This window comes from Methanobacterium spitsbergense (assembly GCF_019931065.1).
Taxonomy (GTDB): domain Archaea; phylum Methanobacteriota; class Methanobacteria; order Methanobacteriales; family Methanobacteriaceae; genus Methanobacterium_B; species Methanobacterium_B spitsbergense.
Genome location: NZ_JAIOUQ010000017.1, coordinates 57785 through 81205 on the forward strand (window position 1 = coordinate 57785; position 23421 = coordinate 81205).

The window sequence follows — 23421 nt, forward strand, 5'->3', positions numbered from 1 at the left end:
TTATTAAATAATTAAGTTCATAAATTAAAGGTAGGTTGTGATTAAAAATGGATCATAGCGATTCAAAACATGAAATGGAACGTATGGATCCTCCTTGAAATCCAATATGAAGGTTTAGTAATTGGGATGACTGGTGATGGTATCACTGATGCTTCTGGTCATGTACAGTCAGATGTGGGTATTTCTATTAGTGCAGGAATTAATATTGCAATTGAAGAAGGAAATGTTGTTCTTGTAAGAAGCAATCCTCTTGATGTTGTCTACATAATTAAACTTACATAATCCACCTATAAAATGGTCGAAAATTTAGTTTGCGGTGTAGGTTTAATATTTTTGTAATTTCCATAGCAGCAGGAATATTATTTGCATATGGAATTCTATTAACGCCTGCAGTAGGTCCTATTTTAATGTCTGCAAGCACGATTATATTTGCCTTTAATTCAAGGTTTTTAAGAATGAAAAATAAAAAATCCAGATTTAAAAAAAATTATCTGATCTAAAAAACATAAGTTAATTGGTGATTATATATGGATGTTTATTGGGTAAATATTGAATTTGAATTAGGCAAAGTAGAAGAGTATGATAGAAAATCTGATCAATCTATTGATAGAATATCAATTGGGTCTACCACAATTAAAATATTCTTTAATCAAATGTCTAAAAGGGAAGAAAATTATGTTAGGGTCATACTCATAGATAACTTACTTGGATATGAATATCCTGTTGTTAGGGGTGAATCAATATAAAAAATTAATGTTGAGACCAATTAAAATGTAATTTATTTTTTTTAATAAAAATATTGACTAGAAAACATCATGTAAATTTTTTTTAGCCCCTTAGATTTTTTTTTTATCTCCCCTTTTTTTATCAATAATACATTAAACATGAAAAAGTATGTAATAGCGTGCTTTAAAGTGCATAAGTATAAATTAAATTAAATAAATAAATAAAAAAATTATATTTTTTTAATGAACTCATAACATTCAGTGTAGACAATAATATTGTAGGTAGCGCATTTACTGATGCACTTGGAGTGGCAACACTTCCATATATAATAACCCAAAAGTGGTATTTATACTATCCTAGCTACATTCGCAGGAGATAGTACATATATGGCAAGTAGCAACACTAATAACCTAAATGTAGTAGTACCACCAACAGTTACAAGTACAAGCCCCGCAAATAATACTGTAAACATAGCTACAAACAGTATTGTCAAAATTAACTTCAATCAATCAATAAAATTAGCAACAAATTCATGGATAGAATTTAAAAATGCAAGTGGAACAACAAAACCATTTACAACAACAATAACAGGGAACACACTAAATATAACACCTACTACAGCACTACAAATGCCACCAAATATACAGTCATTATACATTCAAACGCCGTTACAGACTCAACAGGAACATCAGGACTAGCAGCACCATACACATTAAAATTCACAACTAAATAAAAATAAAAACACCTCTTATTTTATTTTTTTTTGAATTTATTTTTAAGTTTAAAATTAAATCAATTAATTATTAGTAATCATATGAACAAATTATTAACAAAATAGTATTAATTCTAAATTTGGGTAGTTGTACATCTTCTTAATTAAATAACTTGAGTAACATATTAACAGATATAAAAAGATGGATAAATAAAATGCCAATGAATAAATATCACTTAATTGTATTAACATTGATTTTTGGATTAATTCTATCATTGGTAATTCCAGATTCTGTTACAGCATCAGAAGTTAATAATAATACCCATTTAAATACTGTTAAAGAATCATTAACTGTTCATAATAATTTAACATCTGTAAAGAAGTCTAATTCTAATACAACAACTTATTCTAAATCAACTGTTTTACCTTCTTATTATGATCTTAGAAAGCTTGGAAAACTTACTCCTGTTAAGCAACAAGGTTTTTCAGGTACATGCTGGGCGTTTGCTGCTTTAGGTTCATTGGAATCCAGTCTTCTACCCAATGAGAAATGGGATTTCTCAGAAAATAACATGAAAAATCTGAATAGCTATAACTATGCATGGGGATTTGACAGAGGATACAATGATGCAGGATGTTGGGAACAGGCATTAGCTTACCTAACACGATACAGTGGTCCTGTTACATCTGCACAGGACTCTTTTAATGATTTCAGTGGCTATTCACCAATTGGATTGACAGCTGTAAAGCATGTACAAGATGCAATACTGATAAATGCTCGAAACAGTAATGGCAAAATGGATAATAATCCGATTAAAATAGCTATAATGAAATATGGTGCTGTGTACAGTTTGATGAGATATGATGATTTTTATTTTAATCCATGGACTAATGCATACTACTATAATGGTTCAAATGATGTTAATCATGCTATAGATATAGTGGGCTGGGATGATAATTACAGTAAAAACAATTTCGTTAATGGTGCACCGGGTAACGGTGCTTTTATAATAAGAAACAGTTGGGGTGCTGATTGGGGGGATAATGGATATTTTTATGTGTCCTATTATGATAAGTTACTAGGAAACAGCAACGACAATGTGGTGTTCATGGATGCAGAGCCAATTACCAATTATAATAATATATATCAGTATGATCCTCTTGGTTATGTGGGAAGTTTTGGATTTGAGAGTGATGTTGGCTGGTTCTCAAATGTTTTCACTGCCAGAAGTAACGAAAAATTGAGGGCTTCTAGTTTTTATGTTTTAACTCCAAATTCACTATACGATTTATATGTCTATTTAAATCCAAAGGGCAATAACCCAATAAGTGGCAAACTAGCATTCTTTAAAGAAGGAATTATCAGTACAGCAGGATACAAGACAATTGATTTCGGGAAGTATATTTCATTACTCAAAGGCCATAAATTTAGTATTGTTGTAAAATTGACAACCCCTAATTCCACTCTACCAATTACAATTGAATATCCTATGGAATATTATAGCAGCAAAGCAACTGCCAACCCTGGTGAAAGTTATGTGAGTATGAATGGTATTTTTTGGGAGGATATGACTAGTATCATATCAAATGCCAATGTATGTTTAAAAGCTTTTACATCAAGTATAGGTGCCGATCTTTCAGTTACAAAGGTAATGAGCAATAAAAATCCAAGTCTATATAGTAAAATTTTCTACACAATAACTGTAAAGAATAATGGCCCTGTGACAGCGGAGAATGTCTATATTTCAGATAAGTTACCTTTAGGTTTATCTTTCCTTTCATATGTTACAAAGTATGGGAAGTATAATCCAATAACTGGTGTATGGAATATAGGAACTCTTCCAAATGGTTCTGTTGCAACTATTATAATCAATTGTTTTGTTAAAAGAACAGGCAATCTTACAAATGAGGCCATTCTATTTTCATCTACATATGACCCAAACCTAACCAACAACTTTGCAATGATAAATGGAAAGGTTGTACAACAGATGAATGTAAAAAAAGTTGTTCAAAAAATAATTCCAATAAAAACATGTCAGAATCTGATTCCAATGCAAAAAACTGGCACTAATATTATCTCATTTGTGTTGGGATTAATTATGGTTTTTGGTGGAACTTCAATTTTTAGAAAAAAATAAAATTTCTGTTTCCATCTTTTTTTATTATCAATTTAAAATCTAATTTTATGAAAAATTTAAGATTGAATTTAATTTTATGAATAAAAAATTACCAATATATCATAAACTAATTTTATACAGCATGTTCAATGTTTTTGTAATAAAATGCATTAGTTTAAATTATATTAACACATTAATTTAAATAATAAATCTAATAATTAATTAAATATAAGAGGTGGTTTACAATGAATCAAAAAGCCTTAATATCGGTACTAGTTATTGCTGTTATATTTGGAGGGGTAGTTATTTCAGGATGTATAGGTAATAACAACAATTCAACCAACCTTACAAACAACAGTACAATAAATGGTAGTTCAACAACAACTGCTTCAAACAATTCAGCAGATACAAGTTCCAGTTCGCAACCATCCAGTCAAAGTTCATCTAAAAGTGACAAAAACAGTACTGGAACCAAAAACAATGGAAGCAGTAGCGGTAGCGGGCACTGGGAACCAGACCCAAACAGCCCTAATAAGGAAATCTGGGTATCAGATAAATAAATTATTTTTGAGGTGAAGTTCAGGATGCTTATAAAAAAAGTTTTACTAATAATGTTAGGAGTTCTTATGCTTTTAAGTATAGGAACATCTGCAGCAGTAACAACTCAATCAACAACTTATAATACAAGCCAAATCAGTCAAGCAGCTGTAACAGTTAAACATAATGTAGAAACCAACTATAGTCTGCAAAGTAAAGTTACTGTAGGCGGCAAAAATGTAACAAATTCACAATTTTTATATTTACTAACCTCTGCCACCAATAATGTGGCTAATGGTAAAGGAAAGAATTTAATAAACATTAAAAAGGTTTCATATCCAACAAATCCACAGGAAACTCTAACCAGTGGAACAATCAAAAAGACAGAATATGTTGGCATTGCAACTAGAATAAATTCATATATTAACAAATATGGTAAATTACCTAATTATGTGACAACAACTAAGGGAAAGATGAAGTATCAGTCAATGGTTTATATGTACAGTAAAATCATGACTTACTACAATGTGAATAAAGTGTTACCATCAACTGTTTCAGTAAAATCTTGGTATGCACAGACTCTTGGTCCAGCAGGGAAGTTGAATGCAACATTGAAAAATGGAAAAGTATTGGGCTCCAACAAATATGGATACGTTAAATTATACGGACCATATGGAAATGTTTCAAGTAAAAATAAAGTTGCAGTTATTGTAGGGGTTCATGCTCAAGAACAACAAACTCACATAGCAATGCTAAATGCCATATCAAATTTATCTTCCAGTTTAAAAAACGTGCAGATATGGGTTTACAGAGTAGTAGTGTACACTCAATACCAAAAGGATTACACTTTATCAAGAGTATACGGACAGGATTTAGCACATTACTATATTGTGCCAAATATAGGAACTTCCTATAAATTAGTTGTTGATACACATGGAAACAGGGGAACTAGTCAATATACGGGGTACCCTAACTTTGTATTCGCTCCTCTTGCCAACACAAAATCTGTGAGTTTTGCATATACATTAATTAATTCAGCATACACAAATGGAAAATTGAAGTATCATTACCTTGGTGACGGCACCAGCCCACCACGGGTGACTATACCTATAGCAAACAAAGGCATACCTACAATTGTTTATGAACAGTACGAGAATCAAGCTAACTATGCACAAGTATTGTACAAACATGCATTAGAAGTTGTTAAAGCAATAAACGGTGTATTCGCTTAAAACACAATAAAATGAGTCCCTTTATTTTTTTAGACTCAATTATATTTTTTTACTAATTTTTTTGGTGATTTGACTCCTTTTACGAATATTAATATTTGATATTTTTAGCTTTTAAATATCATATTATGATATATACAGCCCAAATTCTAAAAGAAATCATAATTTAACTGCAAAAAGGAAATATTATATACTATTAGATAAGATTATTATTCACTTTATATTCAGGGGGCGAATATTTTGAAGTGGATAAACTTGTTTTTAATAAGTATTATTTTGGTGGGAATTGTAGGACTTTCAGGATGTACTAGTTCTGGAAATGATACTAATACAACCGTTGCAAACAACACCTCTGTAAAACCAGCACCAGTTGATAGTCCTATCTTTAGTAATCAATATGTATCATTTAAGAAACCCACAGATTTAACAATAACAGATGATTCAAACAGTACACAAATTGATATAAAATTACGTAGTGGTGATAAACTTATTGTTGAAATAAATAGTGTAACTAATGACACAAAATTTGTTAATTCTGAAATAGCTCAAAGTAACAAAACAACTGTAGCAAACAGAACAGCTTATGAATTTTCAGATCCAACAACCATCCAATTGTATATTCCCTTTTCAAAAAGTAATGGAAAAACAACTGCAATTTGGATCCAAGGTACTACCGATAATTTGCCAGATTATAACTTAATAAAGGATAGTTTAATAATTAATAAAATTCCATCCTAAATAAAACTATTTTTTCTCTTTTTTAAACCTAAAACTATTGTTAGAATGGTAATGTTCTATAAATCCCATTTAATATAAAATTGGAAGTATTCCAACTTTTTATAACCCCAAAATTATTAATGTTATTACTTGCATCTGCTGCATACCAACTACCATTTGCATAAAGATTGGTCCAAACATGACTAATCCATTCATGACTTTTATAGAAGTAACATGTTCCATATTTGTATCGGGCAAAAACCCCTGAATACTTAGCCAATGAAACTATTAAACGTGAAAGATCTACACAGTTCCCCTTTAATATTTTCAATGTTCCTGATGCACCGTACCTTGTTCCATAATAATATGAGTATTCAACATAATCTCTTACCCAATTGAAAATATTCAATGCCTTATCATAATTAGATTTAGTATCAATTCTCAATGCATAAGCAAGTGATGATACGGTAGTAAAACTTGGAACAGTTAATACTATTCCTGCTCTATTGTTTTTTAGATTATAATCGTATGTATTTGGTTGATAGTTTATTATGTTCTTAAATTTCACTTTATAAGCCAATACCTTTACCTTAATTATATAACGTGTTTACAGCACCTATTTTTAATTTGTTTATGTCCAAATTCCGGTTTTCGGATTGTAATTACCATTTCCATAACATGAAATATATTTAAGTAAATCTGGGTTTAATCCAGAATTTATAGTTAAATTCTGTGCATCGTTATGTCCTTGGTTTTTGACTTTAATTTTTATATAAATATTATGGAAATTTTTTGGATTATAGTTTGATGCAGATTGAGTAATGCTAATATCTGCAGATGGAGGTATCTTTAATGTGGTTGAAGTCATATTGTTAGAGATATTTGGATCTATGTTTAATCCTGATTTGTAAATGGCATTACTGGTAATGTTGATGTTAGATGCAATTATCTGTGCAACAACATGTAGATTGATATTAGTACCATTTTCTATTGTTTGCACAGACCATATCCCAGTTATATGATTGTATGAGCCTTTACCCTCATCTGAAATCCATTTAAGATGATTGTGATTTAATAAATGACTTATAGTTACATTATTTGCAGTATTTGGTCCATTGTTATCCATTTTTAAAGTGAATATAACATATTTCAAATAATTTGGATTATAGTTTGATGCATATTGTGATAACTTAATATCTGCTGTATTTTTATCATCTGATTCGCTGGTTGAGGCTACATTATCATTTGAAGATGTTAAATATTAATCTAAAATAGGGAATATCTTGCTGAAAAGCTTGATATTTTAAGGAATGAATTTTATGAAATATGATATGTATTATGAAGTTTTAGAACAGCCTAAATCACTTGTAAATACTTTAACTGAAGAAGAATTTAATATGAAGGCGATTTCAGAGAAAATAGCAAGAAAGGATAAAATATATTTAGTTGGTAGTGGAAGTTCTCTTTCAACTTGTTACTCTGCTAGGGATGCAATTGGATTTTTATCAGATATGAATATTGAAGTCAATACAGGATATGAATTTGTGCATCATAAAAAACTCCATAAAACAAATTCAGCATTAATATTAACCTCACAATCAGGAGAAACAGCAGATACTTTAGCAGCCCTTCGAAAAGCAAAAGAAAATGGTATTTACACTATTTCAATTACAAACGAAGCTGAAAGCAGTATGATGAAGGAATCTAATGATGCAATACTTACACGATGTGGAAGAGAAACTGCAACATTAGGCACAAAAATTTACATAACACAATTATTATGTTTATACGAAATTCTGTTTTCAATTAAAGGATCTGAAGAAGCTAAAAAGATTTTGCAGGATCTGAAAGAAATTCCATTAATTATAGAACAATTGATCAAAAATACTAGAGAAGATAATAAAATTCTTGCGAAAGAATTCAAAGATGAAGACATATTTTAATGCATGGGTAGTGGCCCAAACTTTGGGTTAGCATATAAAATTGCTATGACAATGTTAATGGAAGGATCATTAAAACATGCTTGTCCACTTTACTCAGGAGAATTTAGACATGGACTAATCGAAAGAATCGAGGAGAACATTCCAATATTGTTCCTAGATGCAGGTTTTCCTGGTGATGAACTAACAAACAAATCAATAGACTTTTCCAATGAAATAGGTGCAAAAACCATAACATTCAAAATGAAAGACTACTTTAACATACATCCACTCTTAGCACCATTCATATTAGTAATACCTGTAGAATGGTTCATATACTATCTTTCCCACTACAACGGAGAAGATCCGGGAAGTACAAGACATATTGGAAAAGTAAGATACTGATTATCACTAATTAAAACATTTATTGGCAGTATTCCATTTTTATTATCTATTTATATTTTCTGGATTAACTTTTTTTCATAATCAAAGGATTATATATTTTTATGAAGTCATTTAACAATTAAAAATTTTTTTAATTAAAAAGAATTAACAGAGCATGTTGATTCATGTTTAAATTCAATAAGAATACTTAAATAACCGATATAAACATTCTAATTAGAATATCATACTCTTTAGTTAGGTAACAAAGTGATTAACTACATTCTTTCATTTTCTTCTTCCATCCCTATGTAAACCATATACTTGTAAATATATATCTGTAAAATAATTAAAAATTGAACATTTCCATCTTCTTGATTCTCATATTATTTACTCATTTCTTTTTACGATTTAAAAACTTAAATTTCTATAATAATTTAACTTATCAGAATTAATTACACTAAAAAAAAAATGTAAAAATTTTAAAAAATTATCAAGATAAATTTGATAAAATAATTATTGATATAGACTGTCTATGAAAAAAATCCTTTTAATAAAATAAGAAATTAAAACAAAAAAGAAAGAAATTAGAATAGTTTAAGCGTTACACGCTATAACTGTTCCATAACTTTGTGTGTTGTTGAACATATTTGTTGAGAAGTATGTTCTGTATGGTGCATTAACCCATGCGCCATTTGATGAATACTGTACTGATCTGTGTCTGCTTGACATGGAAGTTGAATACTGAATTATTCTGGCTTTCATACCTGCTGCAGTCATTTTCTTGTATAGGTAATCACTCATTGCCCAACAGTCACCGCTACCATGTGCAATCATACCTTCTGCTGTGTGTGCTGCACCACTGTATCGGTATTTTGAAGCTGCTTTCATTATAGAAGCCAAACTTGCAGTTGATGCAACAATTTTTGGTTTTTTAATGGTTAGTCCCTGAGTTGCTATGATCTTCTGAAATTGTGTTATTTGTATCAAAGTAGTACCGTAACGTATTGTTTTAGGTAATCTCCCGTTACTTGCATAGAATTTTTCAGCCCTGGAAATACCATCATTCATTTGAGCTACTGAAATTGGAGATACTGTAAAACTGGTTTTGTAAAGTGATACGCCGTTTCCTGACATGTCTGTTACACTGCCTGTGTGTATTATGAGGTTATATTTAACTCCTGTTGCTAGTGTTTTTGTAGGCGTGATACTGACTGTTTTGTCGCTTAAAGAATTTTTGGTAGAAATAACAGTTTTACCATTTTTAAGTTCTATCCACTTATTTCCTTCTTTGATTGCTTCATTGAATGTAACTTTAACAGTTTGACTTTTCGATATCACTGCGTGATTAGCTGGATCCACCGCTGTTACTTGGGGTGATGTATTTGCTGCTGCTGATGTACTCACATTTAAAAATAGTGCTAAACCAAATAATAGTAGCACTGATAATAATATTTTTCGCTTAATTCTATCGCCTCCGTACCCTAATAACATCACATTTGATTTCTTAATGATGTTTATTAGACTAATCACTAATCACTTGAATATCACTTATAAAGGTTTTGATATAATTTTGAAAAAAAGACGCTCTTACGGCTGTTTTATTAATTTAAGACGCGTTACACGTTTATTGAAACAAGGTATTATGGATAAGCCTACTCTGATGCTGTTTTTAACAAATAGTGTCTTCTAAAACAATATATCCCAAAAATAGGCGGATTAGTTCCTTTTATCAATTACTCACCTAGTTCATAATCATAAAAAAACCTCATAATTAGCATAAAATGATAAAAAAAGGTTTAATATAACTTATTTTAATGATTAAATGAATTTCAAGTAGTTTTAAAAAGAAATGAATATTATGAACCCAATTCAAATAATTGACTGTAATTGCTTTTTAAAAATAAAAATTATATTGAATAGTATATGTTTAACGAATCAACCGATATTTGAAACCAACGTACATTTTACACCTAATTAAGGATCTTTTTTCAACCTTAAAACTTAATAATAATATGAAATTACTGTAAAGATAGTTAATTTAAATAATAAAAGCTAAAAATAGTAAAAAGTAGATATAATGGATTATTACGGAATAAGGTACAATAAATATTAACTAAATAAAAAATTTTATTCATCAACAATACATCATATATTAAAGAAACTTTATTATAATAATTTAATAGTAAATTCAAATATTTACCAGATTATGATAATAAGTAAATAACTGGAGAAAATACATGAAACATCTATTATCCAAGGATTTGAAATTAATTTTTTTGTTATCATTAATTTATATTATTCTTATATCATTCCCAAATTTGCACTTCAATAAATCATTTTTAGAACTAGGATTTTTAGTATTATCATTCCTATTTGTAGGTTACTCTTTAATTTCATTGTTACGGCCTGAAGAAAATTATCATGAAATTCTCAATAAACCCCTCTTAATTTTAGAGTTCAGTGTCCTCATAATACTAGCAGTGAGTGTTATATTAAAATTTTCTTTAGGGCTTCATGTATTGATACTGGTCACTTTAATGTCCATAATAACAATGGTTTTATCATTGTCAGCATATATTCGTAGAATTGGATACTATAAACCAAATGGAAAAAGGATCGTATCTCATAGTCCAGATGAAACCCCGATCCAACCTGAAGATGCCACTAGTCCAACAGAACAAAAAACAAGCCAAACAATAGAGAAACCTACAACTAAACCCGGCCCAAAATCTAAATTCAGTTTATTCTATGACCTGATACTCATTGATCTGCTGTCCATATTTGCAATAACCACCTACTTTATCCCCCATATCAATATAAACCTGCTTCATGACGTTATAGGTATTATTTATATGGTTTTTATACCAGGATATATGTTTATGGCCATATTATTGCCTAAAAAAAGCAGTTTAGGAACTATCATACGTTTAGGCCTGAGTGTTGGTGTTACTTTACCCGTTACATCATTGATAGGAATGGTATTGTATTACACTAAGTATGGAATTAGTATAAATTCCTTACTAATTCCCCTTGCAATTTTAACCCTAATCTTAAGCGTATATGCAATAAAGAAAAGGATAAAGGCTTATAATCAATAAATATAGTTTATAATTTTATATTATCTTATTTATACTAACGATTCTCACAAAAAATCTGATGAAATGTATTTCCATATCAAATATTACTATATCTAACTTTTTTTAATTTTTTAAGAAATTTACTCTTGCTTTCTTAGGATATAAAAAAATTTTGATAATAATGCTTTATAAAATTAATTGAAAAAATTGAAAATAATTATTCCAACATATTAAAACTTCAAAGTGAATTCATGGGGTTAATATTATATAATATCACAAATAAAATTCTAAAATAGTATTAATACTTAAAATAGAAGTAGTTAATTAGGGGGATAACATGAATAAAGATTATAAATTGATGGGTATGTTGATACCAATAATTTTAGTTTTAAGCTTTGCTTTGTACATATTTCCCGGCTCTTCAGGTCTAATAACCGACATAGCAACTCCATTGTTAAATCAAACCAATAATTCATCTTCAAATCAGAGTTCAACCAATTCTTCATCTGTGGCAACTCCAGTGAACCCCTTAGTTAATCAAAGTTCACAAGGAACATCAGTTAGCAATTACAACAATAATTATAATTCTCCCACAAACAATGGTAATACCGGTTCAAACACAAGCACAGACACTAACAACCCAACAACCCCAACCGAGCCCACCAACACCACAGGATAAACTAATTTTTTTTAAACATCTATTCCATTCTTTTATTTTAAAAATCAGCAGGATGATAAACATCTAAATGCTCAATTGTTGAAATATTTTTTATCTTCTATTTTTCAATTACTAACTGGAAAAGTAAAAAAAATGCTTATTTACCTTTAAAATAGTTTCAAATAACCTTTAATAGCTTTATAAAACTATTTAATAACATAATATATAGAATTAAAAGTATAAACCTATAATTTTCCGTTAATTTAATAATCTAATATTTAATGGTTATGATAATGAATAAAATGTACTAATCCAAAATATTGAACATATTTAGAAGATAACATTTTTAATCAATTGATTCTATCATATTTTGAGTAAATAATATGGATAAACAAATAATAAATATGACATAAGTATAAAATAATCATAATATTAATAGAAAAGAAAAAAAGAATACAATGGGAAAATGAGTATAAAGAAAATATTATTAATAATTATATTAATATTGATAGGTTTAGTTGCCGCTTTTGTAATATATCAATATGAACAGCCAGCATCAACTAATATGATGAAAGGAAACCATACTCTTCTCTTGTTGACCGTGGATCCTTCAGAACAAAGACCTGGTATGGGAGGTGTTGACATGGCATTTGCAGTATATACTGTTGATGGTGATGTGAAAAATTTGACACCTATTTATCCTGGAGGGATGATGCATCCAACAGCAATGGAACCTGCTGGAGTGGGAACAGGTAGATTAATGCTTCATGATACATTATGGGATGCGGACCCTGCAGTTGGGGCTAAATTAGCACAAGAGACTGTTGTGGCTAATACTGGGATCAAAACAGATGGAGTTGTAATGGTAACACCTGATGCAATGATAGCTGCTGTTGGTCCAATCAATGTACCAGGTCAAGGAAAAGTTACAGGTAACTCAATTCAATTCCTAAGAGCAGAACAAAATAGTGGAGGAATGTCAAGGGGTAGTGCAGTGGAATCAATTATGAAACCAATAATGAATGCAACAAAAGATCCAAGTAAATATGCTACACTTGCACAAATAGCAGTTGATCAATATATGAAAGGGAATATTGCAGTTGTGCCTAGTTCGTTATTCACACAGTTCGCAATTTCTAAAGGAATAAATACAATAATTTGAATAAAATTTCATCTTTTTTTCTTTTTTAGAAAGTTCATTATTATCTCATAAATTGTTGTTTAATTTCTGTTTAATTTATTTTATTTAATAATATTCCAAATCTAAATACCAGTTATACTCAATGCATAAAAACTAAATATACTTCAGTTCCTGTTTCAGTTGTTACTGTGTTATAATCAAAATTCCAATCACTTTGCAAATTAAATATATTTTTTCAATAAGTATTCCATTTCAACAATTTCAATTATTACAGCTACTTTTTCATATCACCCTCTTAGTAAATTGCGGGTTATTAAAATTAATAAATTATTTCGAATATTAATAAATTTTATAAACAATTAGTGAAAATTGTCACGAAAAATTATTTTATATTATTATCATAGTGACCATATGAAAATATTTGTATGATACAAAAATGATTTTTATACTATAAAATTCACATATTGGGGAGGGTTTAAAAATTTTTTTATATAATCATAAATTGGGGAGATGGTTATGAAATCTTATAAAAATTATAAAAAATTTATATTATTTGGTATATTATTCCTGAGTTTCGCATTTACAATTTCAATAAATATTAACATTGCTGCTGCATCCCAATCAGGAATTTATGTAAATCCAACCGGACATGATACTTGGAATGGACAAAGTCCTGTTTGGAATGGTAAAGATGGGCCTAAAAGAACCATAAAAAATGCTGTTGGGACTGTGAGTAGTGGGGGAACTGTAACAGTAGCAAGTGGGATATACAAAGAAAACAACATCGTAGTTTCTAAGAGTATGAAAATTAAAGGTACAAGCCGGAAGAACACCATAATAAACGGGCGCTATTTAGGAAAGATATTAACCATTGGCAGTGGTTTAACAGTATCTATAACTAACATAAGATTCGATAGTGGAAAAAGTAAAACAGTTGGTGCGTTACACAACTCAGGAAGGACAACCTTAATCTATACTTCTTTTACCAATAATAGAGCTACCAGTAGTAGTGGAGCGATCTTCAATAAATACGGTTCACTAAACATTATCGGCTCATCATTTACAGCAAACATGGTAACTTCTGGTTTTGGAGGGGCCATCTACAATCAGGCCGCATTATCAGTTACAGGAACTAACTTCACAAGTAACACAGCAAACACTGGTGGTGGAAGTATTTTTAACACCGCTTATTTATCTGTTAACACCAGTAACTTCCTCAACAACCGTGTTACCGGTGGGGGAGGAGCTATCCGTAGCTCCAAAGGCTCAGCAAAGATAACTAATTCTAATTTTATAGGTAACAGTGCCATTGGTGGAGGAGGTGCAGTTTTCAACGAGAATGGAGTATCCTCAAATCCATACACAAGTACCATAAACATCGACAACTGTAGATTCTCAGGCAATACTGCTCATAGTGGTGGGGCAGTTGATAATAATCATGGAAAAACAACGTTATATAAATGTACATTCACAAATAACATAGGTACTAGCAAAGGAGGAGCTATAGTAAACTATCATGGTTCTTTAAATATTAATAGGTGTACTGGATCGGGTAATATTGCAACCAATCTTGGTGGAGTTCTTTACACTTATGGATTAGTCCAATTAGCAAACAGTAAATTCACGAGTAACAAGGTTTTGAATGGTAGTGGTGGAGTTATCTACAACTACGGCGATTATGTCACAATAAGTTATTGTGATTTTGAAAAGAATTCGGCAGGAGGAGCGTATGGTAATGGTTACAGTGGAGTTATCCACAGTTATTTAGGTAAAGTTAAATTGCTTAGTTGCTCATTTATCAATAACTGGGCAACCAATGGTGGTGGTGCCATAGTTAACGATGATGGTTCTAATTTAGCTATACAAAATAGTATTTTCACCAATAATCGAGCAATAGGTAACGGTCCTGGTAAGTATGGTAATGGTGGAGCAATCTTCACATTAAACGCGCTTCTCTCGGTTTATAATACAACCTTTACAAGTAACGCTGCAAATTATGGTGTTCGTGGTGGAGGGGCAATAGATGCACTTGAATATGTTAGACACAGTATTGTAAGCGTAAATCGCTGTAAATTCATTAACAACACATCTAGGGAAGGTGGTGCAATACACAATGCTTACGGATCTTTTACTTTAATAAACAGCTCAATAATCGGCAATTGTGCATCAGGAGATGGAGGAGCAATATACAATGGAAACGGTAAATTCACAGTAACAGGAACTACAATCAGTGACAATTCTGCATCTCACGATGGAGGAGCAATATACAATCCATTCGGTACTTTCAAAATAACCACATGTACAATAAACGACAATACCGCAGCACATGATGGTGGAGCTTTCTATAATCTGCGTAGTGTATTAACTGTTGAATATAACAATATCAGCAGAAACTCTGCAGATCATTATGGTGCAGCAATTTTCAACTCAGGATCTAACATAACTGTACATCACAATAACATCATAGCAAACCAGGGAATAAATGAGATTTACAGTCCAAATAACGATTACAATCCAGATTTCTATGTGTATGCTCAGGACAACTGGTGGGGATCAGATGATGATCCATCAGATAAAGTATCCATAGCAGGGAATTCTGTGTTCGTAAGTCCATGGCTACACAAACCACAGACCTAAAAAATAATAATATATTTTAAAGTGGGAATCATTAATTAAAATCCCATTTTATATCCTTTTTTTTGTTAAATTTTGAAATTATAAAAAAAATTTATTTACTAGTTGGGGAATAGTATTTCTAAACCATTTATTTTCATTTAATTATAAATCCCTGCTAAAGGGGTAACTATAAAAAAATTAATACGAATATATTTGATTTAGATTAATACTAAGAGGTGCGATTATGAAAATAATGATTATTGGTTCAGAAGGTATGTTAGGACACGACCTTGTGGATGTTTTAAGTGCTGAAAATGAAATTAGCACAACAACAATCGATACTTTGGACATTACCGATATTGATAAAACCATTAAAACCGTAAAAAACAATAATCCTGACGTGCTGGTACATGCCGCTGCTTTTACAGATGTTGACGGGGCTGAATCAAATCCAGACCTTGCATATAAAGTTAACGCTATTGGTACCAGAAATGTGGCTGTTGCCTGTAGAGAAGCAGATTGTGCAATGATTTACATCTGTACAGACTATGTTTTTGATGGAACAAACACCAAACCATATTATGAATATAACCAAACCAAACCATTAGGAGTTTATGGAAAAACTAAACATACTGGTGAGGTTTATATCCGCGATATACTTAACAAATTTTATATCGTTAGAACTTCTTGGTTGTACGGCTACCATGGACCTAACTTCGTTGCAACGATGTTAAATTTAGCAAAAACAAATGATACCATTTCAGTAGTCAACGATCAGATAGGATCTCCAACATACACTGTAGATCTTGCCAATGCAATTGCACATTTAATTAAAAGACCAGCTTACGGTATTTATCATGTAACCAACAGTGAACACTGCACATGGTACGATTTTGCAAAGGAAATATTCAAACAGTCTAATATAGAAGTTGATGTGAAACCAGTAAGTACTGAAGAATTTCCTCGTCCAGCTCCAAGACCGAAATATTCTGTGCTTGAAAACTATAACTGGAAGATGGAAGGATACCCAAAAATCAGGAGCTATAAAGAAGCCTTATCTGATTATCTAAAATTACTTTGAAATTATAAGTTTTAATTAAATTTATTACGATTATCTAAATCGAAAAACATTATTGGAGAGTAAAAAATGAAAGGAATAGTACTTGCAGGTGGATCAGGCACAAGACTTTACCCCATTACCAAAGCTGTGTCAAAGCAGCTGCTTCCTGTCTATGATAAACCTATGATTTATTACCCATTATCAGTTTTAATGCTAGCTGGAATAAAGGAAATACTCATCATTTCAACACCGCACGATCTTCCAAGATACAAAGAATTACTTGGAGACGGCAGTGATCTTGGTATATCATTTTCCTACTTAGTACAAGAAGAACCACGAGGACTTGCAGATGCATTCATTGTAGGAGAAGAATTTATTGGTGATGATAGCGTTGCTCTGGTACTGGGAGATAATATATTCCATGGACACAGGTTCAGTGAGATATTACAAAGGGCAGCATCATTAAAAGATGGTGCCATTATCTTTGGATACTATGTTAGAAATCCAAGACCATTTGGAGTGGTTGAATTTGATGATGAGGGTAATGTAATTTCTGTAGAGGAGAAACCAGATGATCCCAAATCAAACTATGTTGTGCCAGGTCTTTACTTCTACGATAACGATGTTATAGAAATAGCTAAAAAGGTTAAACCTTCTGATCGTGGTGAAATTGAAATTACAAGTGTTAATGATGCCTATTTAAAAGAAAAGAAATTAAAAGTTGAACTTTTAGGTAGAGGAATGGCATGGCTCGATACAGGGACCCATATAGGCCTTTTAGAAGCAAGTAATTACGTTGAAGCTATACAAAAAAGGCAGGGCTTCTATATAGCATGTCTTGAGGAAATTGCCTTCAATAATGGATGGATAGATGAATATAGGGTCTTAAAATCTTCTGAAACTCTTGAAAAAACTGAATACGGAAAATATCTTTTTGAAATTGTTAACCACAACGAATTAAAGAAATGATAATATAATCCCTGTTTAAATTGGCCATTTCAAGCCCCAATTTTTTTTATTGATTCAAAAATTGTTTAATGTTCCTATTATACTTTTTTTGGCTTCAATTACCCAAGGCCATTTATTAACATCGTTCTGACAGTGCAACTTGTTACTATATTGAAGTGTTTTCTCAATCTGATCCCAGTTATTTTTTATTCTTTTTTTAGGTCTGTGATGATAAAGATGGTACAATGTATCGTCTATTCTGTACCTTTTGAGCCGACAAATATCTGCTCTTATCACCATTTCATTATCTTCTCCACCCCAACCACTGAAATATTCATTTGCCATTCCCATAGAAATAAAAGAACATTTATTAAAAAAAACTATACCCCCATCAGCTTTCGTCCTTACTTCTGGCAATATCCCCGATTTAAAATCGTAACTTTTTCTAAATTTTTCTTTATCAACTATTTCTGTTATATATTTATCAAATGGATGAACTACATCAAAACCAATTTCCAATAAAACTAGAGCCATATTAATATTTTTCTTTTTGGCCAAACAATCTAGATCGTGTATTGTAATATATGGAGTTTTAGATTGGATTACAGCCGAATTTATTGCTTTCGCTTTATTAAACAATTGTCCGTTAGCATTAATATGAATAAATTCAAATGATTTAAATAGATGTGCATAGTTATCCATGAAAAACTTTCTATTTGATCCATCTGAATGTTCAGATACTATTATATTTTGTACCCCAACCGTTTTTAGATATCTTAAAGTTATATCCTCATTCATTTGACGGTCAGAATTATCTGTTTTTCGATATGGAATTATAATTGTTAACTTACTAAAATCCCCATCAGTATCAAACTTCTGTAATTGTATATATTTTTTAAGACTATCATTTTCAACTATCAACAGTTCATTTTCGGTCTTGTAGTTGTTAAAAGATTTTAATTTGTTTTTAAGAGCTTTGTTTTCTGTTTTTATTTGGGCTATTTCTTTTTGAACTGCTTCTCTTGATTTAAAAAAGTTCATAACACGATCATTAAGATTTTTATTTTGCCTAATCAAATCAGCTATCTCGATTTTAATTGTTTCTCTTGATTCTAAAAAATTGTTAACTTGACTTTTAAAGTTATTATTTTCTATTTGTAACTGATTAACTTTATTTGTAAGCTCTTTTTTTTCTTCTTCTAAACCTTTAACGATATCTGTTTTTTTAATCTGTTTTCTGATAAGGTTTTTGATCATAAAGATCCCCTGAAAATGTAATATGTATAATGTTGATTTTTGTACATAGATTAAAATATTTTTGTATTTTATATTGTAAAATAATAGTAAACATCTGAAAATATGATATTCTTTGTATGGTTGAATCCAATTTTTTTAAAATTTTGATAATTTATTTATCTTTAATCATTTTTTCAATATATATGAAATCACTATCATTCAAGATAAAATTTTAATTCAATTACTTAAAAATCCCATACAGGAGTATCATAACCAAGTTTAGCTGATAGTTGTGGATCCCATTGATTTTTGTGGAACATGATGTCAAAATTTGCGTCTCTGTCTTGTTTGCCCCGTAAATCATCAGTAGATTTTTGTAGTTTATGGAATACGACTGCTTTTTCAACATAATAAATCTTCAAATTCATCATGTGCCTTATGTAGTTGCAGAATATTCGATCTGAACGGTAATGACGGCCGTATTCAGGATCTAAACCAACTGATTTGTCCAATACCTCACGTTTAATATAAACACAGAAAAATGGGGCAAAACTTAGTTCTACTACTCTTCCCGAATGAAAAACAGGTACGTTGATAATATTTGCGTGGGCTGCAGATAGGTTTACATCGCATTCATATTGAGGATATGCAAAGGGAACGTGTTCATTTATTGTTTTAGTACATCCTGGTAAAACTTGTTGTGGAACGATAATCCCACAATCTGGTAATTCATATGCGGCATTATGCATGGCAGAAACAGCATTTAGTGTTAGGATTGCATCATTGTTCATTATTAAAATGTCGTTGTCATTTCCTGCAAGATCAATACCTTGGTTAACTGCATAAGTAAATCCGTAGTTAATATCATTTTTTAAAAGTTTGATTTGTCCGCTAGAGGCCATTTGGTCCAAATAATCTATAACTGGTCTGCTTGAAGAATTATCGACAACAATAATTTCCAGTTGATTATTAACATTTATCGTTAAGATAGAATCAATACACTCACGTAAATCGTCAAGTGCTTCGTAACTAGGAATAATAATGCTGATTTTACGATTATCATGGTCATTTAAGAATTTTAAATCATCGATTGATGATGCAGCATAATCCTTTAAACGCTCATTTCTTTTTTCACGTACAATTTCTAAATATTCAACATAACCGGAACTATTGGTAATTGTATTCTGTGCTTTGTCGTAATAGTAATGTGAAAGTAGCACAGGTATAGAGTACATTTGAGATGTTTCAGCCATTCTAATTATCAGATCATAGTCAACAAGTCTGATCAATGTTTCATCAAAGCATCCTATGCGTTTGTAAAGCTCATGTGTATGGCAGAGGGCATTGATATCGATATAGTTCCTATTGGTTAATAGGGATTTGTTGAAGCTTCCGAAACGTACCGCAAATGGTTTTTTTCCATTGCCTTTAAAGAGGAGTTGACCACTGTATACAACTTCAGCATTGGGTAATTGTATAAAAGCCCCGATCATTGCGGCTAAATATCTTGAATCCCAAATATTATCAGAATCAAGGTAAGCTATATATTTTCCATTTGCAGTTCTAAGTCCTTGGTTACGGGCATAAGAAACTCCTTTACATGTTTGGTTATATAGTATTATAACTCTTTCATCTTTAATTTTATCCAGTAACTCTTTGGTGCCATCATCACTACCATCGTCTATTATTATCAACTCTAGATTGGTGTAGGATTGGTGCAGAACTGAGTCAATAGCATATTTTACTGTGTCTATCCTGTTATAAACTGGCATTATCACAGACACCAAGCTCTTATTTTCTCTGTTTAATGAAAGGGATGTTAAATGTCGTGTTATATTTTCCATGGTAGCAAAACATCTTTTATCCTGTTCACGGAATGGTGCATATACCATTGGAGATATGAGTGAATTTGCAAGGAACCCCGAAAAATCCCTAAAACTTCGGTGTTGACGGTTTGATATTATCCCTTTTTCTTTAAGCTTTAGATTTATTTTATTTCTGATTTTCTTTGGATAATCCTTAAGGGGTGTTCGCCGGAGTTTTTTTATCATATGCTCATTATCTTTCATAAAATTTCACCTATCAAGGAAATTGTGAATTTAAGTTAATAGATATTAATATATCTCTTTTATTGAGGATTCAATGTTGATAAATATGTTACCAAATTTTTTTCAAGAGTCTCTGCCCTATTTGCATATGTATGTTTTTCGAGTACAAATTCTTGTAGTTCTTCAATTTTTGCTCTTCTTTCATCTTCATTGGATAAATAATATACTAATTGGTAATTTAATTCTTTATTAGAATTGAAAACTGGTAATTTTCCTTTAAAAGTTTCTAGTGCGCCTTTTTTTCCATTGGTAATTACTAATGCTCCACAAGCCAATGCATCGTATACCCGACTATTTACAGATCCATATTTTTTTGTTGCTCTGTTGGCATCGTCAATTACTATCTTGGTTGATGCATATACTTCTGGGAGTTTTGAGTATGGTATGAATCCATGGTAATATTTCTTGAATTTAGGGATCTTGTCCCAGTTTTTACCGTATAAATTGAATTTGTAAGGGATATTATCGGGTTCTAACATTTCAATGATATCTCTTGGATCGTTCCAGTAGCTACCTGTGAAACAGTAATCACACAAATATTCTTGGTTTTGAGGAATATTTTCATTAAATCTGTTTGGATTGGTAGCAAGTGGTAGTAATATTGGTTTTTTGTTACTGAATTTGTTTATATATTCCTGAGCAGTTTTGCTAGGTGCAAAAACCATATCATATTTTTTGAAACTTGGATGTGAAACCCATCTATCAAACCAATTTCTAGGCCATGCTATTTTAATCAATGATTGGTTTAAAGATTTGATTCTGTTTGGATCGTATCTGTCCAAGAGTGATATAACTACATCCACATCATCTGGAATATGGTACCAGTACCCTTGGCCATGATGTGGTATGAAGCTTATATGCCAACCTAATTTCTTTAAAAATTCCCCAAATTCAATTGCTGTGAAATAATCTCCTGCAGAGGCTATTTCTCCTTCTTCAGTAACAATGAAAGCAATTTTCAAGGGTTCATTTGAAAATAATGTATTATTATCTATTTTGTCCAATATAAACTTTGTATTTATCTGTTTTGTATCAATGGAGTGTTTTGATTTGTCATCGTATATGTTTACTGAACGATATTTTATTGAATCTATATCATCTTGAATGGAATTTTTAATCTGTCTCAAACGGGTTTTTGAAACTTTAAATTTTAATTTAGACCATATACTCATCTTACAGATCCCTCTTTAAAATTAATCTTTATAACATCCAGTAATATAAACCATGTTGGGCGAATTATTAAACGTAATTAATAGATTCTTTATTCTTTTTAATTTAAAGATTGTAAATCCTTATTTATTAAGTTTTTGGGAGGTATTACATCAAATAAGTCTTTTATCAATGGATTTTAATGTTTTAAGAAGATATGCTGGATAAAAAAATTCTAGATCGTTGTGTTCTACATAATTTTCAATATTTAATTGATATTTAATATGATTCTTATCTAATTCTTGTGTAAAAGGGGTGATATGTCTCTCAAAATGGAAATCTCCCTTGCCAACATGTATGTATATGTTAGGAAAATTTTCTGGTGAATCATATATTAGATTAAAAAGTAAACTATCTAAATATTTGATATCTTCTTTTTCATGTCCTCCCGCAATATAATCAGCTACTTTTACTTTACTGAAAAAATGGATTTCTTCGCCGGGTACTATTTCAACATCATGAATTAAAAAGTCTCCCATCTTTGTTTGTGGGCCTCCAGCAATTACATGTCCAAATCTATATTTAATTCCAAAGTACAATGCCATCCATCCTCCCTTAGAAGATCCTTGCATTATAACATTTTCAATTTTTATATCATATTTTTTAACAATCGTGTTTATTAAAGACATTACAGCTGTTTCTACAGAAAAATTTCGATTTTCACCCAGTAAATAACAACCTCTTGTACCAAATTCATCAAGTAAAAATAATCTGTGAGCATTCACATCCTTTAAAGTTCTAACATATCTATATCTGAATGCACCGGTTTCAGTATTAAACCCGGGGAAGGTTACAATAAGTTTATCAGATCCCTTTTTTTCACAAAATAAATATTTAAGATCTCTACCTGCTTTATGAACATCTTCCTTACTTTTAATTATTTCAACTAATCCCATATTATCACTCTTTATTAAAATTGAATTTAAATTAATATCATTTAAAGTTAAATTTAGATGTATAAGAATATTTATATTTCTAATATTAATCCGTATAATTGATTAAATAAAATAATATACATGTTTATTAA

The 23421-nt window shown here is 30.6% G+C and carries 21 protein-coding genes and 1 pseudogene; 15 read left to right on the top strand and 7 right to left on the bottom strand.

Features of this window, described 5'->3' with window-relative positions:
• Positions 1-69 precede the first annotated feature (69 nt).
• The 8 genes from K8N75_RS13615 to K8N75_RS13650 all read left to right on the top strand — a co-directional run bounded on the left by K8N75_RS13615 (position 70) and on the right by K8N75_RS13650 (position 6059).
• The gene (locus K8N75_RS13615) at positions 70-282 is read left to right on the top strand and encodes a hypothetical protein (RefSeq protein WP_223792600.1); all 213 of its coding nucleotides are present in this window, start codon (positions 70-72) and stop codon (positions 280-282) included.
• Positions 283-311: 29 nt separating this feature from the next.
• Complete coding sequence (locus tag K8N75_RS13620) at positions 312-500, top strand: hypothetical protein (protein ID WP_223792601.1); 189 nt, start codon at positions 312-314, stop codon at positions 498-500.
• A 27-nt stretch (positions 501-527) separates the two neighbouring features.
• Complete coding sequence (locus tag K8N75_RS13625; protein ID WP_223792602.1) at positions 528-746, top strand: hypothetical protein; 219 nt, start codon at positions 528-530, stop codon at positions 744-746.
• Between the two features lie 366 nt (positions 747-1112).
• Positions 1113-1424 (top strand): Ig-like domain-containing domain, encoded by a 312-nt coding sequence (locus K8N75_RS13630; RefSeq protein ID WP_223792603.1) that lies wholly within the window; start codon positions 1113-1115, stop codon positions 1422-1424.
• A gap of 229 nt (positions 1425-1653) precedes the next feature.
• Complete coding sequence (locus tag K8N75_RS13635; RefSeq protein WP_223792604.1) at positions 1654-3576, top strand: lectin like domain-containing protein; 1923 nt, start codon at positions 1654-1656, stop codon at positions 3574-3576.
• A 224-nt stretch (positions 3577-3800) separates the two neighbouring features.
• A complete protein-coding gene (locus K8N75_RS13640) occupies positions 3801-4115 on the top strand; it encodes a hypothetical protein (protein ID WP_223792605.1) in 315 nt (104 codons plus the stop codon).
• Between the two features lie 24 nt (positions 4116-4139).
• A complete protein-coding gene (locus tag K8N75_RS13645; protein ID WP_223792606.1) occupies positions 4140-5324 on the top strand; it encodes a pseudomurein-binding repeat-containing protein in 1185 nt (394 codons plus the stop codon).
• 237 nt (positions 5325-5561) lie between these two features.
• A complete protein-coding gene (locus tag K8N75_RS13650; RefSeq protein WP_223792607.1) occupies positions 5562-6059 on the top strand; it encodes a hypothetical protein in 498 nt (165 codons plus the stop codon).
• A 40-nt stretch (positions 6060-6099) separates the two neighbouring features.
• On the opposite strand, the gene K8N75_RS13655 is transcribed toward K8N75_RS13650, so the two are convergent.
• The gene (locus K8N75_RS13655; protein WP_223792608.1) at positions 6100-6618 is read right to left on the bottom strand and encodes a transglutaminase-like domain-containing protein; all 519 of its coding nucleotides are present in this window, start codon (positions 6616-6618) and stop codon (positions 6100-6102) included.
• A 51-nt stretch (positions 6619-6669) separates the two neighbouring features.
• A complete protein-coding gene (locus tag K8N75_RS14260) occupies positions 6670-7233 on the bottom strand; it encodes a DUF11 domain-containing protein (RefSeq protein ID WP_223792667.1) in 564 nt (187 codons plus the stop codon).
• Between the two features lie 124 nt (positions 7234-7357).
• Here K8N75_RS14260 and K8N75_RS13665 point away from each other — a divergent pair.
• Positions 7358-8362 (top strand): annotated as a pseudogene (locus K8N75_RS13665) (SIS domain-containing protein).
• 573 nt (positions 8363-8935) lie between these two features.
• On the opposite strand, the gene K8N75_RS13670 reads toward K8N75_RS13665, so the two are convergent.
• Positions 8936-9832, bottom strand: a complete 897-nt coding sequence (locus K8N75_RS13670; RefSeq protein ID WP_223792609.1) for an Ig-like domain-containing domain — start codon at positions 9830-9832, stop codon at positions 8936-8938.
• Between the two features lie 746 nt (positions 9833-10578).
• Between K8N75_RS13670 and K8N75_RS13675 the strand changes: the two genes are divergently transcribed.
• From K8N75_RS13675 to rfbA, 6 genes are all read left to right on the top strand, one after another.
• Positions 10579-11439 (top strand): DUF1616 domain-containing protein, encoded by an 861-nt coding sequence (locus K8N75_RS13675; RefSeq protein WP_223792610.1) that lies wholly within the window; start codon positions 10579-10581, stop codon positions 11437-11439.
• Positions 11440-11755: 316 nt separating this feature from the next.
• Positions 11756-12097, top strand: a complete 342-nt coding sequence (locus K8N75_RS13680) for a hypothetical protein (RefSeq protein WP_223792611.1) — start codon at positions 11756-11758, stop codon at positions 12095-12097.
• A gap of 445 nt (positions 12098-12542) precedes the next feature.
• Complete coding sequence (locus tag K8N75_RS13685; RefSeq protein WP_223792612.1) at positions 12543-13238, top strand: DUF4012 domain-containing protein; 696 nt, start codon at positions 12543-12545, stop codon at positions 13236-13238.
• Positions 13239-13733: 495 nt separating this feature from the next.
• The gene (locus K8N75_RS13690; RefSeq protein WP_223792613.1) at positions 13734-15854 is read left to right on the top strand and encodes a beta strand repeat-containing protein; all 2121 of its coding nucleotides are present in this window, start codon (positions 13734-13736) and stop codon (positions 15852-15854) included.
• A gap of 205 nt (positions 15855-16059) precedes the next feature.
• On the top strand, positions 16060-16914 hold the full coding sequence (rfbD, locus tag K8N75_RS13695) for a dTDP-4-dehydrorhamnose reductase (protein WP_338038054.1): 855 nt from the start codon (positions 16060-16062) through the stop codon (positions 16912-16914).
• Positions 16915-16980: 66 nt separating this feature from the next.
• Entirely contained in the window at positions 16981-17862 is an 882-nt protein-coding gene (gene rfbA, locus K8N75_RS13700; RefSeq protein ID WP_223792615.1) for a glucose-1-phosphate thymidylyltransferase RfbA, read from the top strand.
• A 54-nt stretch (positions 17863-17916) separates the two neighbouring features.
• Here the strand turns inward: rfbA and K8N75_RS13705 are convergent, their stop codons facing one another.
• The 4 genes from K8N75_RS13705 to K8N75_RS13720 all read right to left on the bottom strand — a co-directional run bounded on the left by K8N75_RS13705 (position 17917) and on the right by K8N75_RS13720 (position 23290).
• Complete coding sequence (locus tag K8N75_RS13705) at positions 17917-19098, bottom strand: galactosyltransferase-related protein (protein WP_223792616.1); 1182 nt, start codon at positions 19096-19098, stop codon at positions 17917-17919.
• Positions 19099-19322: 224 nt separating this feature from the next.
• A complete protein-coding gene (locus tag K8N75_RS13710) occupies positions 19323-21146 on the bottom strand; it encodes a glycosyltransferase family 2 protein (protein ID WP_223792617.1) in 1824 nt (607 codons plus the stop codon).
• A 59-nt stretch (positions 21147-21205) separates the two neighbouring features.
• On the bottom strand, positions 21206-22357 hold the full coding sequence (locus K8N75_RS13715; RefSeq protein ID WP_223792618.1) for a CgeB family protein: 1152 nt from the start codon (positions 22355-22357) through the stop codon (positions 21206-21208).
• Between the two features lie 150 nt (positions 22358-22507).
• Positions 22508-23290 carry an accessory Sec system protein Asp2 gene (locus K8N75_RS13720; RefSeq protein ID WP_223792619.1) on the bottom strand — a complete coding sequence of 261 codons (783 nt, stop codon included), beginning with the start codon at positions 23288-23290 and terminating at the stop codon, positions 22508-22510.
• Positions 23291-23421 lie beyond the last annotated feature (131 nt).